General features: G+C 65.3%; 11 protein-coding genes and 1 pseudogene. 5 read left to right on the top strand and 7 right to left on the bottom strand.

Translation table 11 applies throughout. The annotated features are described in order from the left end of the window. Positions 1-75 precede the first annotated feature (75 nt). The 5 genes and pseudogenes from ACZ7KI_RS42825 to ACZ7KI_RS42805 form a co-directional block, all read right to left on the bottom strand. Positions 76-273 (bottom strand): annotated as a pseudogene (locus tag ACZ7KI_RS42825) (transposase); the annotation flags it as partial. A 274-nt stretch (positions 274-547) separates the two neighbouring features. Further along, entirely contained in the window at positions 548-1879 is a 1332-nt protein-coding gene (locus ACZ7KI_RS42820) for a Wadjet anti-phage system protein JetD domain-containing protein (protein WP_470278730.1), read from the bottom strand. Then, on the bottom strand, positions 1863-5972 hold the full coding sequence (locus ACZ7KI_RS42815) for a TIGR02680 family protein (RefSeq protein ID WP_470278729.1): 4110 nt from the start codon (positions 5970-5972) through the stop codon (positions 1863-1865). The genes ACZ7KI_RS42820 and ACZ7KI_RS42815 overlap by 17 nt, the downstream gene beginning before the upstream one ends. After that, complete coding sequence (locus tag ACZ7KI_RS42810; protein ID WP_470278728.1) at positions 5959-7143, bottom strand: TIGR02678 family protein; 1185 nt, start codon at positions 7141-7143, stop codon at positions 5959-5961. Before ACZ7KI_RS42810 ends, ACZ7KI_RS42815 begins: the two co-directional genes overlap by 14 nt. Further along, positions 7140-8795, bottom strand: coding sequence for a TIGR02677 family protein (locus ACZ7KI_RS42805; RefSeq protein ID WP_470278727.1), 1656 nt, complete (start codon positions 8793-8795; stop codon positions 7140-7142). Before ACZ7KI_RS42805 ends, ACZ7KI_RS42810 begins: the two co-directional genes overlap by 4 nt. Before the next feature lie 173 nt (positions 8796-8968). Here ACZ7KI_RS42805 and ACZ7KI_RS42800 point away from each other — a divergent pair, with 173 nt between their 5' ends. The 3 genes from ACZ7KI_RS42800 to ACZ7KI_RS42790 all read left to right on the top strand — a co-directional run bounded on the left by ACZ7KI_RS42800 (position 8969) and on the right by ACZ7KI_RS42790 (position 12250). Continuing rightward, the gene (locus tag ACZ7KI_RS42800) at positions 8969-9844 is read left to right on the top strand and encodes a PIN-like domain-containing protein (RefSeq protein ID WP_470278726.1); all 876 of its coding nucleotides are present in this window, start codon (positions 8969-8971) and stop codon (positions 9842-9844) included. A gap of 294 nt (positions 9845-10138) precedes the next feature. Then, positions 10139-10540: a hypothetical protein gene (locus ACZ7KI_RS42795; RefSeq protein WP_470278725.1), complete on the top strand. Its 402-nt coding sequence runs from the start codon at positions 10139-10141 to the stop codon at positions 10538-10540. A 432-nt stretch (positions 10541-10972) separates the two neighbouring features. Continuing rightward, a complete protein-coding gene (locus tag ACZ7KI_RS42790) occupies positions 10973-12250 on the top strand; it encodes an MFS transporter (RefSeq protein ID WP_470278724.1) in 1278 nt (425 codons plus the stop codon). Here the strand turns inward: ACZ7KI_RS42790 and ACZ7KI_RS42785 are convergent. Beyond that, a complete protein-coding gene (locus tag ACZ7KI_RS42785) occupies positions 12209-13168 on the bottom strand; it encodes a helix-turn-helix transcriptional regulator (RefSeq protein WP_470278723.1) in 960 nt (319 codons plus the stop codon). The two genes, ACZ7KI_RS42790 and ACZ7KI_RS42785, sit on opposite strands and share 42 nt — an antisense overlap. Positions 13169-13550: 382 nt before the next feature. On the opposite strand from ACZ7KI_RS42785, the gene ACZ7KI_RS42780 reads away from it, so the two are divergent. Next, a complete protein-coding gene (locus ACZ7KI_RS42780; protein ID WP_470278722.1) occupies positions 13551-14006 on the top strand; it encodes a nucleoside deaminase in 456 nt (151 codons plus the stop codon). On the opposite strand, the gene ACZ7KI_RS42775 is transcribed toward ACZ7KI_RS42780, so the two are convergent. Next, positions 14003-15289: a GGDEF domain-containing protein gene (locus ACZ7KI_RS42775; RefSeq protein WP_470278721.1), complete on the bottom strand. Its 1287-nt coding sequence runs from the start codon at positions 15287-15289 to the stop codon at positions 14003-14005. The two genes, ACZ7KI_RS42780 and ACZ7KI_RS42775, sit on opposite strands and share 4 nt — an antisense overlap. Positions 15290-15517: 228 nt before the next feature. Between ACZ7KI_RS42775 and ACZ7KI_RS42770 the strand changes: the two genes are divergently transcribed. Beyond that, positions 15518-16468, top strand: coding sequence for a chitinase (locus ACZ7KI_RS42770; RefSeq protein WP_470278720.1), 951 nt, complete (start codon positions 15518-15520; stop codon positions 16466-16468). The last annotated feature ends 225 nt before the right edge of the window (positions 16469-16693 follow it).

Below are 16693 nucleotides of genomic sequence, written 5' to 3'. Positions count from 1 at the left end.
GAAACTCACGAGGATAGGGCTTGGGCACGAAGACATCCTTTCAAGCAAGGCCGAAACCTCACAAATCAGGTGTCAACCAAACCCTGGGCAGTCCCGCAGATCCCGCCACGCGCACCCGCTGGTCAGCACGTACACGATCGCCGTGAACACCGCGCGAGCGTCCAATGGGGCCGTGCCACCGCCCTGCGGGCGCGACTCGAACACCGGGATCAACGGCTCCGTCAGTGCCCACAGCTCATCCGGCACCAACCGCAACGACAAACGATCAACCACAGCCAAGATTATCGCTCACCAGCGACCGATCACCACGTAAGACACGCTCTTAGCGAGGAACTGCTGCGGGCGCCGTGCCTAGTGCCTCATCCGTACGGCGAGACCAGGTGCCAGTCAGCCCACGGCGGGTGACCATCCTCGATCCGGGCAGGCCATGCAGGTCGCCGCCGAAGGCGGCTGGTCACTGCGGCGGGATTCGACAGCTCTACTCACGGCACGCGAGATGGCGCTTTCACATGGTCAGGGACAGCTTAGGAGAACCAGTCAAGGCTGGCTATCGCCTACCCTGATCATTGTTTTCGAGGTCGGTGAGTATACCGGGCAGCGTGGGTAACACGTCGTCGTAGATGGTGCAGTTCTGCTGTTCGGCGCTCAGTCCAGTGCGAAGGAAGCATTCCAGTAGATCGCGCAACGCCGGTGGCGTCACGTGCTTGACATCATCTGCGGCTTTGCGGCACCGCGCCCGTTTTTCGGGTGTGGATGACTTGCCCATGGTGACCTGCTGCCAGAGATCCACGCCCATGCCGATCGGCGTAATCGTGCGTCCGGTGGCCAGTTGCGCACGGCCGATGATCCCGATCCCGTCGGGGTCCAGGTCACACCATCCTGCCACCGGGATACCGGGAAACCGTTCGATGAATCGGTGCACGAGGTCGCCGGTATAGCCCTCGGACCAGAGCACCAGCCATCGTTGATGGACGCCGGTCTTTTTGCAGACTTGTTCGAAGTTCTCATGGTTCTCCACCAACAGCAGGCCATGAGGAGGAGTGTCCAGGATGTCGGCCTTCAACAAGGCCCGGATCGGCAGCGAGATCCATGGCATCGCGAGCGTCGCCAGTGCGACACGGACCCCGTCCACTACCCAGGTGAGAGGGCCTCGCATCTGGATCGGCTGGTCCCTGAGTTCGACGGCTTCTTCGAGGGGCTTACCGATCAGGTTCTGAAACGCGGCTTTGGACCCTGCGGACCATCGTTTCGAATCGTCGAGAGCAGTGGCGGGGAGACTTTGCTCGGGGATTGGTTTCCCTTCTCCGATGCGCTTATAGTACAGCGCCGCAATGAGTAGCGCGGAGTTGAAAGCTTTCCAGTTCGTTGACCTGGAGCGGCTTTCGGGCGGGACGAGGTACTTGTTCTCGTTTCCGAGAGAGTCGAGCAGGAATAATTCGTGCGCGAGCTCCGGACATCCGGCTATCGCTGCAGCAAGGGTCCGTCGAGCCTGCAGAACGTGTTGCCGCTTGACGATCCGCCGGTATCTGGCCAGCCCGGAACGAGTGATGATGCTGCCACCGGTTTCAATGATCAGTTGGCGCAAGCTGATCCGCAGTGAGCCGGTGCGCAGGACCTGGTCGGCGACAGTGAGCTTGACTTCGCCTCGTCGTCTGCAGGCGTTCCGGCCGAACAGGTCGTGGATGTCGTTCCATTCGTCGTCGGTGAGGTCTGGGATCCGCAGCGGTTTGATGAGTTTTCCGTTGTTCCAGAGACGTTCGCGTATCTCGGCACGGAACCGCCTGCCGCCAGGAGACGCGGCCCATCTTGCTATTTCGGCGATGATCTCTGGCGGTAGTGGTGTTCTCGCCGCGGACCGGTGCTCAGCGGTTGTCGTCATCTGCTGGAACGGCGAGTGGGTCGGACAGGCGATGATCGCGTTTTCCGTCCCAGACGAAAGGTGTCGCCAGAACACCCTCGTGGCGGGGATCGCGGAACAGTTCGTAGGTGGTGACTCCGGGAACCTCTTCGTGGAAACCCCATTCGTCATGGCTCGCCATGACGAAGTCGAGGTCGAGGTCAGCGAGCAGGCCCATGCAGCTGCCTCGCATCTCTGCGTCAATGCCGGCGAAAGCCTCATCGAGGTATACGGGATGCGGTGCTGTCGACCCGAGCGCCTGATAGTGCGCCGCGGCCGCCACGAAGAGCGGGAGTTGCAGCATCACGGCCTTTTCACCACCCGAGCCCTGCTGGTGCATCCCGTCGGTAAGGTCGCGCCACTGGCCGCCGGATTTGCGTACTCGGATCCGGAACCGGCACCAGTTGCGGTAGTCGAGTGCGTCACGCAGACGCGATTTCCAATCGGACGGTGCGTTCTTGGCGCGGACAGATTCGACTCTGCCGGCCAGGAAATCGATCAGTTCGGTCCTGGTCTCCGGGGCGAGGTAACGTGGCGCCTGGCTGTCGAGCAGGCCGAGAGCGCGCGCCGCGTCGTCGCCCGCTTCGGGATCGGTTTCCCACTTCAGATCCATTTGCAAGCCCGACGCGGTTGGCCGGGCGAGCAACAGTACGTTCATACGGTCGACGAGCTCGAGCGCCTCACGCCGGCAAGCGCGGAGATGCTCACCGACTTTGCCGACGAGGACCTTCCCGAAAAGCTCGCGTTCGCGGTCGTCCAGCAGTGTGCGCCGGGTTTCGATTTCGTCGGCCAGGATCTCCTGCATCCGGATCATGTCGTGGTCGACGCCGTTGTACGTGACCCGTGCCAGGAAGAGTGTTCCGTCGTTCGCGCCCCACGGTCGCCAATCCGCCGACCCGACCATCTGCTGGAGTTCGCGAAACCTTTGGTCGACCGCGTTGCGTGCGGTGTTCTGCGCCTTGTCCGAGACGTCGATCTCCCTCAGAAGATGCGCTGCTCGCCTAGCCTCGTCGATGGTCCGGGTCAACGTCGTCTTCCCCTCCCCTACCCCGCGCATCTCGATCAAGGCCAGGAAGCCGTGGGCGCGCAGCCGATCGAAGTCCGTCACCGCGGCGCTTCGTTCCTCCTCGTGCCTGGTCCGCTCGGTTTCGACTCGCACCAGGTCACTCTCGGCGGCGCCGACCCGACGGGCGGTTCGACTGACCGCGTCGCGGAGTTGTCTCGTCTCCGCATGAGTTACGGATAGTGACTGGCGTGCCGTTTCGACTTCGCGTAGGACATCGTCAACGTCCGCGCCGTGAAGCTCGTGCCGGGTCAGGTACTCGGTCCTGGCCTCGACAGCGAACTCGCGTGCCTGCTGTGCCTCGTCTTCGTGTCGCGCATGCGATGCCCGCTGCCGGTCGTGCCTGCTGCGGATTGAGGCGGTAGTCGAGCGCAGGCCGAGAACGTGTTGCACTTGTGTGACCTGCGCCGCCACTGCTTCCCGATAGTCCGAGAGCGCGGCTTCGAGCCGGGCGAGCGCGGTTTCTGCCGGGTCGATCTGCTGTTGTTCCGCGTAAGTGTTGAGCTCTAGCTGTACGGCACGTGCCTCGTCACGGCGTATGTTCCACCGCTGCTCGGCCTCTTGCGCTTCCGTCTCCGCAGCCGCTGCCTGCTCCAGCGCGTTGTCCAGCCTGACCCGGGCGTCGCGGACATCTCGGTCGTCGGGCAGGGATTGTCGTTCTTGGTCAAGACGGAGGATCCGACGCCCGGTTTCCTCGTACTCCTGGTGCATCTCGGCGAGCTTCGCCTCGGCCGAGGCACGCTGTCGGGCCAGCTCGGCCAGTCGTCGTAACCGGGCGGCTTCGCGGGCCGATGCGCCGATATAGCAGGCGGTGGTTGCGGTAGTCCGGCCACGCAGAGGGCCGATAGACCAGCTCCCGGAACGCGACACCCAGGTTTCCAGAGGTCCGGCGTCGCCGTCTTCGCGTAGGCCGACCGACTCGAGTAGCGCCGTTACAACCTCCACGGAGACGGTGTCATCTGCGGCGGCGGTCAGCACCGTGGCGAGATTCTCGCCAGCCGCCTGCGCACCCGGACGCACCACTACGTCGAGAGTGTCCGGTGCCAATGCGGTCCCGTCCGGCGTGACCCAAGCGTCGAGAAGCCCCGCTCCCAGCAATGCGGCTTCGATTCCGACGCGATCATTCTCCGGCAAATCGGCCGCGAACTCCACCAGCTTCCAGAGTGGGGCGCCGGGTATCCGCTGTGCACGATCCCGTCGAAGGACAGCTGGCGGCGGTGGCGGTTCATCTTGCCGTGCCTCGACACGTTCATGCTCCACCCGGATCGACGTGAGCTCGGAGCGGATGGCCGTGATCGTGCCGTCAAGGTCGGCTTGCGTCGCAAGCAGCGTTCGTTCGGGGGCGGAGGCGAGAGCGAAGACTGCGGCTCGTGCAGAACGAGCGCCTGGTTCACCTGCCGTCTGGACGAGGTCGATAAGGCCTGCGGCGGTAGGTGGATCGACGCGGATTTCCCGGCAGTCGTCGACCCAGGAGAGCAGGGCATGAGTCACGGCCTCGACGTGTCCATCCAGATCGGATCGGCGACCCAGTACCTGGGCGATCGTGCGTGCCCGGCGGGCGATCGCGTCGTCCCGTGCGGATTCCGCCTTGTCAGCGGCGAGTTGTGCGTCCGACACCGCGACCCGGAGCACACGCACCCGGGCTATCGCGCTACGCCGAGCGTTCACGACAGCGCCGATCGCGCGATGCACCGCGCCCGCATCGACCCACAGGCGATCCGACTGCATCTCGTGTTCCAACCGCAGCCCCGAACGGTCGGCAAGGTCAAGAGCGTCTACCTGGTTCGCCTCGGAGAGCACTTCCTCTTCTGTGAGCAGCTCTTCCGCTGCCTGCAGCTCTCGCTTCACCCGGTCGAGTTCTCCGGCCGCCTCGGTCAGGCTGTTCTGCGCCGCGGCCGCCGCACGCTCGGCGATCCCAGCCTGCCGTTCCAACTGGAGCAAGACAGCCCGCTGCTCGATTTCGGGCCGCTGCTCCAGCGCCCGGATCCGCGCGCTTTGCTCGGTCGAGCGGAGGTCAAGCTCCGTACGCTGCCGGTATAAGTCCTCCTGGAACGCGATGGCGTCCGCCAGTTCCCGTTCGGCGGCCGTTTTCTGCCGGGTCACATCGTCGTAGGCGGTCACGGAGCCTCGCACCCGCGTGGCCGACCGCTGCACCACGTGCCGTGCGTATTCTCGATAGGCGACGAGGAAGGTGTCGATGGCCTTGCTACCTGCCTCGATTCGTTCGAGGTCGTCCTGGTCGATCGCAAGCTCGTCGAAACCGCGGGCCAGCTCGTCCACCAGGCCCTCGTCGACGGGCGGCAGCGCATGGGTCAGCATGCTCGTCAGCTTTTCGATGCCGAAATTCTCACTCAGTTTCGGCCGCCTCAGCGCGATGAGAAGTTCGACGAGCGACCTGAAACGCTCCGGGGTCGTACCGAACAGACGCTCCGAGACGACCGTGCGGTAGGCAGTGGCCGTGCCGAAGACCGATTCAGCGCCGATGAGCTCGGTCAACCGTGCCTGGTTGTGCGGACTACGTTCGGCGTCCAGTAGCGAGAAGTCCTCACCAGGCCGCTGTGATATGGCGAAATACCAGGATTCCGGGGCACCGGAGCGAGAACGCTGGGCACGCATGCCCGCTCCGATCGTGAAGTATTCAGGAGCACCGGATTCCGAAGTCCGGCCGTACTCGCACCACACGTATCCGATCCGGTGTGTGTGATCACCGAACAGCAGGTTGTCGCGCATCGACCGCGCCGCTGTGCCGAACGGATCGAGCCGCCGAGCTGTGAGGTCTGCATCGAGCAGGAAGGGGCTGGTGACCTCCAGGACCTTGGTCTTGCCGCTTCCGTTGCGACCTCGGAGGATCAGCCGCCCATCGTGGAAATGGAACTCCTGCTCCGAGTATTCCCAGATACCGATGAGCCCGAGGCGCAAGGGCTGAAACCTGCTCCGGCTCGGCACCGGTGGCTTACCGGCCAGCAGGTCCTTGAGCTGCTGGCCGGCGTGGCGGTTGTCAGCGATCGTCATCGGTGTCCTCCCGCGTCGTCCCCACCGGTGTGATTGCGGAGATCGCTGGGTTGCGGTATCTGCCGAGCAGAGGCATTACCGTGATGGCCTCGCCGTCGGGTTCGACCAGTCTGAGCATGGTCAGGATTTCCAGTGCTGTGGACCGCACGACTGCGGTGGTGACTGGACGCCCCGCGATCGTCTTCGAAACAGCGCTGACTCGCTCGGTCACTTCGACGGCGATCGCGTGCAAGCGATGACCGGGAACTTGAGCGGTGCCGAACGGGCGAGGTTCACGGGCGAGTGCGTCGGCGAAGGCGAGGGCGGCGAACTGGGCCGTGCGTTCCTTGGGGAACCCGAGGTCGGTGAACTCGTCGTCGATCAGCGCGGCGCCCTCCTCCCTGATCTCGACCACGGCGCCGGTCGCGTGCTCGATCTGCTGCCGGAGCTGGAATCGCTGAGCATGGAAGTAGTCGACAACATCATCGGGCAGTTCGCCGAAGTACATCGCCGGGGTGTCCAGCAGGTAGCGCAGAATCATGTGCCGCCGCCTCCGGTTCCGCGCCTCGGGCGTATCGGGGATCGGCTGCGTTGTCAACTGATCAGGCGTACCGGCACGGCTGGGCCCGATCGGGCTGCTCAGAATCAGCGCGGCCGCGCGGTGGTTGACGTCGTAGAGTGCGTTCCCGCCCCCGTGGACGAAGCTGTCCTCGTCTCGTTCAGTGACCGAGCTTTCCCTCGTAGGCGACAGAACCCCCTGCTCGACGAGCAGTCGCAGGACGGCCACCAGGTCCTGCCGCGAACGGAAGTGATCCTCGTCGAAGCGCAGCGTGCCTTCGCGGGTGGCCGTGAGCATGCCTACCCTTTCCGCAAGTTCGGAGATGACCGTCTGGTCCCCACAGTCTTCGAGTGCTGCGAGGACGAGACAATACAGGACACAGCGCGCTTGACTGGGCGCGTCGGCCGGGCTGACCGGCCATTTTTCGGGAATCTTGAACAGCCGCACCACATCTCGGTCGACGGTCAGCCGCCAACCGAGATTACGGTCGAACCACTCCCGCAACGCATTCTCATGGCGGTGCACGAGGCTGATCGCCGGACCGTCGCCACCGGTCGCTGTAAGCAACGGGCGCAGTAGCAGGCTCTTGACCACCTGCCGGAATTCGTCTTCATCAGTCCCCTGCGCTGTCATGACCGATCCGATCTCAGGTCGCGGACAGTCACGACGTAGTCGATGACGGACAGCCGCCCGGCATCGGTTCGCAGGACCACTACCGACGGCGGCACCTGTTCCGTGTCGGTTTCCAGCCGCACCTCGAAGCGACCATCGGTGCTGCGTGCGGTCCGCGTCACGCTGCCGAGCGCCATGTGGAGGCAGCGCAGCACGAACTGGAACTGTGCATTCGACAGCGCGGGGAGGGTGGACAACCGAACCGGTCCGCGGCCGGCGAGCAGGCCCACGGCGGATTCGATCGCCAGATCCCGCTCCCGCCGTTGGGCGGCGAGGTGAGCTTTCGCGGCGCGCGGGTCGGCAATGGACTGAGGCCTTCCGCGAGTTGCCCGAGGACCTTGCACCCGGATTCGGACATCGACGGGGGCAGGATCCGTGTCCCACCAACTAAGCCGAGGGCGGACCTCGAAGCCCAGCGTCGGGTCGTGCGGTACACCGAGATGCCGGGCGGAGTAAAGACCAAACGCTTCCCGCCACAGCCGTGCGCGCAGCCCGCTGTCCTCCGTGCCTGAGAACCACCGGGCCAGAGTGAGGAAGTCCGCCTTGCGGTCGACTTTGTGAAAACGCTGTTCGTTGAGCCGTCGAACGATGGACACGATCCGGTTGACCGCGTCCACCGCCCTGTCCTGGAGTGTGTCAGCGACCGCAGGATGTCCATGGCCGCCGAAGAACCAGCGGCGTAGGCCCTGCCACTGCTTACTGAGTTGCTGGCCATCCGTCTGCACGACCTGTTCGAAGTCGACACCGAGTTGCGGAGCGGCTTCCACGCGGGCGATGTCGATGAACCGCTCGACAAGCCCGGCGTTTTCGATCTCGGTGATCGCCGCGATGATCGGATCGGTGTACCGCATGAGTGCCAGTACGAACGTTTGCAGGTACTCGACCACGACTTGCTTGTAGTTGAGGAAGATTTCCTCGTTCAGGGTCGTGTCGATCTCCAGTGCGCGGTTCAGCCCCTGGATGAACTGTTTGGCATTGCCTGACATCGGCTCGAAGGCGTGATAGACCCGCTGCAGGGATTGGTGCACCTTTCGGGCTCCGGCATGCGGTCGTGATCCCGACTTCACCTGTTCGGCCGGGACGACGAGGCTGTTACGGAGTTCGTGAAGCGCCGCCAGTACCTCCGGCAGCAGAGATGACTGCAGGGCGCCGGCTGTTCCAAGCTCGGCGTCGATCCGGCTCAGGTGCTCGTGGATCTGCGTACCCGCCGGAGTCAGCTGATAGAGATAATCTTTCCGGAGGTATTCCTGGTAGGTGCCTTTGCGGTGAGTGCTGTGACTTCGGTCGACGTTTCCCCAGAGGTAGAGCTGGGCCAGCATGGCGTCCACGCCTGGTGGATCAGTCTGGATGGCGTCGTGTTCGGCCAGCCTCGCGCGGAACCTTTCGGAGATCAGGTCAGTCGGCAGATGTAGACCCAACCTACGTTCCTCGTCGTGGAGGATATCGAGGACCAGCCGATAGAACGGTGCGTGCGGGCTGACGAGGTAACCCACCGCGGGCATACGCCCAGGCAGCCCTGTGATCGGTGCGTCCACTTGCGAAGGCGGTCCGGGGATGGACGATTCATCGAGGTCGATGTGATCAAGAGAGAGTTCGCCGTGAGCACCTTCCACTTCGCGTCCCCTCGGTCATCCCGCCGCGTCGGCAATCCCCGGCATATCGTAATGTCATTATGCGCGGTGCACGTAGGTGATCGATTTCTGGGCGGTCCTAGGGGGCGGAGTTGGTTGCTGGTCGCGCCGACGGCTCGGCGGGTGAAGATCCATTATGGCCGCATATTTCGGCGATGATCACCCGAGGTGCCGACGTGGTGCTGGATGCGAGCGCGCTCCTTCGTCTTTGGAAGGGAGACGACGACGAGTGCGTGGATCTAGTTCAACGCCTGACCGAGCTGGGGGAACAGGTCTTCTTGCCCTACCAGGCATTGCACGAGGTGCAACGGCTGGCACCCGGCATCCGCGAAGCCACGATCAAGGACCTCAACACCCAGCTCGCGGTCACGCTCCGGCGTTTTGCTCAGGTGGAGTTCGAAATGCGGCGAGACCGGGCCCACTTCGGACTGGAACCCGCTTCTTTTCGTCGTATCGTGACAAAAATCGGCGAAGTGAAGACTGGTTTATGTCATCTATTTGACAACCGGAAGGCGGAGTTCGGCAAAACTGCTCTTGCCGCCGAGGGGTTCCTCGAACGTATTCAAGGGTCCTCACTGCGCGTCGGCGAGGCGCCCGGCGCAGCCGAGGCAGAGGAGATGGAGAGAGCGGCTCGCCTCATGATCAAACACAGGGAGCCCCCCGGCAGCGCGGTGAAGGGAAGCAACGCGCCTGAGTCACGTCGGCTTGGCGACTGTTTGATCTGGCTCGAGCTTCTGCAGGAGGCGCGCAGGCGAGGCCGGGATATCGTCTTCGTCACGACCGACCACAAGTCGAATGGCTGGGTCGTGCGGCGCCGGAATGACACGATGGGCACCAACCCGGGCCTGGTCACCCCGATGAACGAACTCGGAGTCCAGTTCACGGTCGTCAGCGTCCAGAACCTGATCGGCGCACGCTCTGCCAGCTCCTCGACCCCGCGGCTTCGGTCAGCTGCTGGTGCCGAGAGCGATCATCGAGGGACAGTGCGTCCCCTCTCGCTGTTCACCGACTGGGCGGAAGATGATCGCTGACGCATGTAGAGGCATCGCTTAATGAGAGAATAAGGAAGGGCGCGCCGCGGTACCGGGGCCCGGGCTCGGGCGTGTCTCGGCCGCGGGCGCCGGGAGTGCGACGTCGACCTCGTTCGCGTCATCCAGAACGGCCGCCGCACTGACGTTCGGCTACGCTTGCGGCCGTCCTGACGACCAGTTGGTGAGGACGACCGTTTCGCGGGTGGCAACAGAGTCCCTGTGCCTGTCAGCTTCCGACTGATCGGCGGTCGGTGAGAGTTCTTCTTCTGCCCGTTTGACAAGATCGTCCGCGCCATGCGCCCGGAACATCGCCACCAACGATTGAATCAACATCCCACGGTGTTCGGGCTGCAAGAGTGGTTCGAGAAAATCGCGGACGGACATCATCGTCGAAGTTACGGAGGCTTAGATGGTCGCCAACTGCGCAAGGCCGTCGCCACTGCTTCTCCCGCCAAACGACCACTCACGATGTCACGAATCATCCATGCGCGAATGGATCGAGACTCGTCGCATCGCCACGCAATCGACCGGTTTGTCACCGGCCAGGTCGAGCAGCGCTCCTCGTTCGACGTGCTCGATCAAGGCACGTTCGACCAGCTCCAACTCGACGTCCTCTACTCCCACTGCCGCCATGAAGAGAGGTCGCTTGAAAGACCTCACCGTTACGCCGCTTCCTCAGCAGGCTTCGATCGCTGAGTGACTGGTGGGACCGAGAGGACTGCTCTCAAGGGGTGTGAGGCTCGGGATATGGCAGAGGGACTGACTCTGCGCCCGCACAGGCCCGGCCCATCCGCGGCGACCAGTTCAGTGTCGGTCGCCGGGCCGATCAACCAAGATTCGACCGGGACAAAGAAGTTGTCCGGCAATCTGCCCGTCATTTGCACCTGGGCACAGCGCGCCCACGCCACTGGAAGATCGTCACAATCTGTGACATTGGAACCTGCCCGAGGCAGCGCTCCGGGGCGAATTCAGGACGTCTGGATACAGCCGCTACAGTCCACCACCCGACGAGCGCGCGGCGCAAACAGTAAATTTCTCTCCAGAAGCGCCGATCACGGCCTGGACGGCCGGAGACGGCCTGAGGCGACCCACAGCCATAAAATCCCTGGTCACAGCCTTGCGTCAAAAATGTACGACTACTTCGTCTTCGGGATCGCGGCCGCTTTGGTGTTCGGGAAGACCTTCTTCCCCACCACCAACCCGGCGGCCGGCGTCCTCGCCTCGTTCGCCACCTTCGCGGTCGGCTTCCTCGCCCGGCCGCTCGGCGGGATCATCGCCGGCAGCCTCGGCGACAAACGCGGCCGGAAACCCGTACTGGTCATGGCCATCGCGCTGATGGGGGCGGCGACCACGCTGATCGGCCTGCTCCCGACCTACGACACGATCGGCATCGCCGCGCCCATCATCCTGGTGCTGCTGCGACTCGTGCAGGGCGTCGCCGTCGGCGCCCAATGGGGTGGTGCGATGCTGCTCGCCACCGAGTACGCGCCGCCGGGCAAACGAGGTCTCTACGGGAGCCTCGTCCAGCTCGGCGTCCCGAACGGGGTGGTGCTGGCGAACACGGTGTTCCTGATCGCCGCCCAGGTCGCGCCGCCTTCGGACTTCCTCACCTGGGCTTGGCGGATCCCGTTCCTGGTCGGCATCCTCGTGCTCGCGCTGGCCTGGTACATGCACGTCAAGATCGACGAGACGCCGGAATACCGCCGCGCCGAAGCGAAACTCGCGGCCGAAGAGCGGGGCCGCGGGAAGTCCCCGTTGCGCGAGGTGCTGCGCCACCACAAGGGCACCGTGCTGCTGGCCGGCGGCTCGTTCATGGTCAACACCCCCACCTTCTACATCCTGCTCAACGGCGTTCTCGACTACGCCACCCGCCATCTGGGGATGTCGCGCACCACCGTGCTGGTCGCGACGCTGCTGATCAGCACCTTGCAGCTGGCGATCATCCCGCTCTCGGCGAAACTGTCCGACCGCATCGGCAGGCTCAAGATCTACACCTTCGGCGCGGCGGGGGTCGCGCTCTGGGCGATCCCGATGTTCCTGCTGATCGACACGGCTTCACTGCCGCTGTTCGTGGTCGCCTCGTTCGTCGGCTCGCTGTTCCTCGGCATCATGTACGGCCCGCAGGCGGCGCTGTTCGCCGAACTGTTCACCGCCGAGATGCGCTACACCGGCGCCTCGCTCGGCTACCAGATCAGCGCGGTCGTCGGCGGCGGGCTCGCGCCGTTCATCATGGTGCTGCTACTGGAATCCACCGGGACGTCGATGTCGGTTTCGCTCTACATCATCGTGCTGGCCCTGATCTCGCTCGGCTCCATCGGCCTGCTGGCCAAACGGGCCAAGCGAGCAGCACAGTCCACTTCGGACTCAGACGACCGCGCGCGCGAAGCGGTCGGCGACCAGCTTTAGCCGCTCCTTGACCTCGTCCGGCGCCTCCTCCACGACGAAGTCGACGTCCCAATGGGCGAGGTAGTAAGGCATCACGGAAAGGTCGTTGGATCCGACCCTGATCCGGCAGGTGTGCTCGTCGATGGCCTCGATCGTCCCGACGGTCGGGGACACGTATTCGGCGAGCGCGTCCGCCGAGGCACTCACCCGCAGCACCATCTGGTGCGGATACGGCGCCGACGTGATCCCACGGGAGACATACGCCGCGAGGTCCTCGGCCGGTGGTTCCCTTGGCGTGAAACGGAAACTGGTGTCCGGGACGCCGTCGATGCGGTCGACGCGGAAGGTACGCCAGTCGTCGCGGTCGAGGTCGAACGCGACCAGGTACCACCGGCGCCCGGTGTGCACCAGGCGCAGCGGCTCGATGGAGCGCTCGGTGACGTCGCCGTTGTGGCTGCGATACCCGAACCGGAGGCGCTGATGGTCGCGGCACGCGGACGCGATGACCGTGAGCGCCTCCGCGTCGATGACCGGGACGACGCCGCCGAGCGGGATCATCGCGGCGTTCAGCGCGGTCACCCGATGCCGCAGCCGGGCGGGCAGCACCTGCTCCAGTTTCGCGAGGGCTCGCACCGAGGTCTCCTCGATCCCCGACACCGTCCCGTTCGCGGCCGTCCGGAGCCCGACGGCGACCGCGACGGCCTCGTCGTCGTCCAGCAGCAGCGGCGGCAACGCGGCCCCCGCGCCGAGCCGGTAGCCGCCCGCGACGCCGGGGGTGGCGTGCACCGGGTAGCCCAGTTCCCGCAGCCGCTCGACGTCGCGCCGGACCGTGCGGACGTCCACCCGCAGCCGGTCCGCCAGGTCGGCGCCCGGCCAGTCGCGCCGTGCCTGCAACAGGGAGAGCAGCCTCAGCAGCCGTGCCGACGTGCCCGTGGTCATCGGTTCGCTCGCTTCATGAGGAGGAGTTTGCCAGGTATCGCGGACAGGTCCGGTCCGCGATCACCTCGTGAGTGGTGATGACGGCTCTGGCCAACGGTGTTTTGGTTACCTACGGCGGGTGAGCTGGGTAGCGCTGGTCCGTGAGGGACTCCTTGAGGGACCCAGAGTCCCTCAAGGAGTCCTTCACGGACCCGAAACCCCATCACAAACCCCAGCGGCACCACCAGTCACAACAGCGGCGCGTGAAGGACCCCTTCCCTCGGCTCAGCCGAGGAAACTCGACCCTCACACCTTCCGAGCAAGCCTGCAGGCCACGAGTAGGTACCTGAGAGAGGGTTCGTTCTAACCGTCATCACCACTCACGAGCCCGTAAGGTGGCCGGGTGATCGATCCCGCGCGTCTGCTGTCCGTCGCCCGCGAAGAGGCCGAACTCGGCAAGGCCGAGGGTGGAGTCCCGATCGGTGCCGCCTTGTTCGACACCGACGGCGTCCTGCTCGGCCGCGGGCACAACCGCCGCGTCCAGGACGACGACCCGTCGATGCACGCCGAGACGTCCGCGTTCCGGAACGCGGGCAGGCGACCGCACTACCGGGACACGATCATGGTCACCACGCTGTCCCCCTGCTGGTACTGCAGTGGGCTGGTCCGTCAGTTCGGCATCGGCCGGGTGATCATCGGCGAGGCGGCCACGTTCGAGGGCGGGCACGGCTGGCTCGAGGAGAACGGGGTCGAGATCACCCTCCTCGACGACCCCGCGTGCACCGCGCTGATGACCGAATTCATCCGGGACCATCCGGAACTGTGGTTCGAGGACATCGGGGTCCCGGCCGAGGACTAGCCGAGCGGTTCCTCGGTCTCGAAAACCACGGTCCGGTTGCGGCCTGCCGCCTTCGCCGCGCGCAGTGCCTGATCCGCCGCGCCGACGAGCCGGGCGAGCGTCTCACCGTCGGCGGGATGCGACGAGACGCCGATCGAAACGGTCACCCCGGCGAACAGCGGGTCACCCGGCGACGTCCCACCCAATGAGACGGACGTCGACGCGATCCGCAGCCGGATGCGTTCGGCGATGGCGTGCGCGTCGAACCGGCTGGTGCCGGGCAGCAGGACGACGAACTCCTCACCGCCGAACCTGCCGACCAGATCGGCTGCGCGGACCTCCGCGCGCAACGAGTCCGCGACAGCGCGCAGAACGTCGTCGCCGACTTCCCTGCCGTGCTCGTCGTTGAGCCGCGCGAACCGGTCCAGATCGAGCATGAGCAGCGAAAGATCGCTGCCACGGGCGCGAAGCAGCTCGAACTGGGTGCGGGCACCGTCCAACCAGGACGACGCGGTGAGCAGGCCGGTGCCGGAATCCGTACCCGCGTGGCCGCGCAGGGCGCGCATCGTCCCGGCCCGGTGCAGCACCACGAGCGCTCCGGCGAGTACCACGGTGACGAACGGCCAGTCCACCGCCGACCACGCGAGCAGCAATCCGAACGCGACCATCGCCGCGTCGAAGGCGAATCCCGACGGTTCCGCCCCGAATTCGGCCGCCGGGGCGGCAAGGGCGGCGTCGACGGACAGGAACACCAGACCGGTGGCGAAAGCCAGCGCGAAGCCCTGGAAATCCCTTACCGCGTCGGCGAAGGGGGCCGCGCCGACGAGGATGGGCACGAGCGAAGCCGCGATCGCGGACAACATGGTGGCGGCGACCGCGAAGATCTGACGATGCGGAATCCCGCGCCGGATGCGGAACCAGCGGTACCCCGCCGAGACGACGACGAGCACGGCGGCCAGCGCGGGCGGCAGCAGCAGCGCGCCCGCGAAGATCCAGGCGGCGTCCAGTCCGGCGCCGAGGCGGGTGTCGGCGCGGGACCGCTCGACGGGACGCGCGAACTCCGAACTGAGGATCATTCCCGCCAGCAGAGCGGAAAACGGGAGCAGCGACGACGCCGTGGGCGGCCGCAGCGCGAAGAGGTAGGTGGTGGCGGCCAAGGCGGCCGCGTCGACGAGGAGCAGGTACCCGATCAGGCCCCGTCTGGGTAGTTCCCACAGGCTCCAGGACCCCAGAAGACGGTACGGCGCGGCGAGCCGGTCTCTTCGGCCGCGGCTTCCGGTCGCCATCAGGGAGTCCCCCACCATTTCGGCAAACTAGCCGGTTATCGCGGTGCTGTCGATCCTCTTTCCGGGTCAAGACCCCCTACTAAGGTCGGTCATTTCCGCCGGGAAACCCGGTGAATTCTTGACAGTCCTCAATGGTCTAGTCCACCGTGAGTGAGCACACAGTGACCTCCCGGTTGATACGCCGCGTCAAGACGGAGGTGCTCCACACCTGCGCGCCTCGTCGCGCGCGTACCAGTTGGAGGACCTATGAAATCCCTACGACGCTGGGCAACACTGGCCACCACCGTCGGCGCCGCTCTCGCCACGGCCGTCGGCCTCGCCCCCGTCGCCTCGGCGGCCCCGGACGCGGTGCTCGCCTCGCCCTATCTGTACCAGTGGTCGGGACAGACGGACCCGATCGCCGCGATGAACGCCACCGGGGTCAAGGCCTTCACCCTCGCGTTCGTCCTTTCCGACGGCGGCTGCAACCCGAAGTGGGACGGCAGCCGTTCGCTCACCGGTTCCGACGCCACGATGATCAACAACATCCGGGCCAAGGGCGGCGACGTCATCCCGTCGTTCGGCGGCTGGTCCGGGACGAAGCTCGGCCCGAAGTGCGGCACACCCGCGGCACTCGCCGGCGCGTACCAAAAGGTCATCGACGCCTACCGGCTCAAAGCGATCGACCTCGACATCGAGAACACCGACGAGTTCGAGAACTACACCGTCCAGGACCGGATCCTGAACGCCGTCAAGATCACGAAGCAGAAGAACCCCGGCCTGCGCGTGGTCATCACCATCCCGACCGAGGTCGGCGGCCCCAACGCGCACGGGAAGCGGCTGATCAACCAGTCGAAGGCACTGGGCGCGGGCGTCGACGCGTGGTCGGTCATGCCGTTTGACTTCTCCAGCGGCGGCGACATGGCGGGCAAGACCCGCAGTGCCGTGGACGGGTTGAAGAACGTCGTGAAGTCCACCTTCGGCCTGAGCGACGACGCGGCCTACCGGCGCAGCGGCCTCTCGTCGATGAACGGGAAGACCGACGTGGCGGGCGAGACCGTCAGCGTCGCCGACTTCCGTGCGATCCGCGACTACGCGGCGGGCAAACATCTCGCCCGGCTGTCGTTCTGGGCCGTGAACCGCGACTGCAACAACTGCGCGGGAATCGCACAGGGCAAGTACGACTACACCAAGATCGTGGCGGGTTACACCGGCTGACTTCCGTTCCCCACCGGTGGTCGGTGAAGGGCCGTCCAGGACTCACTTCCTGGACGGCCCTCGGTCCACCGAGGACTATTGGACATCGCCGGCTGGACGTTGTGAAAGCCACGTTCGCAACGCTGAAGGTCAGGGTCCCGGCAAAGTCGAAATCTTGCTGGTCGGAGACCTCTTCGTCATGGCGCAGGCCGACGTCTATGAAGGAATTGGGACGTTGAGTGTCCC

The sequence above is a fragment of the Amycolatopsis sp. NPDC039088 genome, assembly GCF_055598845.1.
This window is presented reverse-complemented; position numbering and strand designations above follow the sequence as displayed.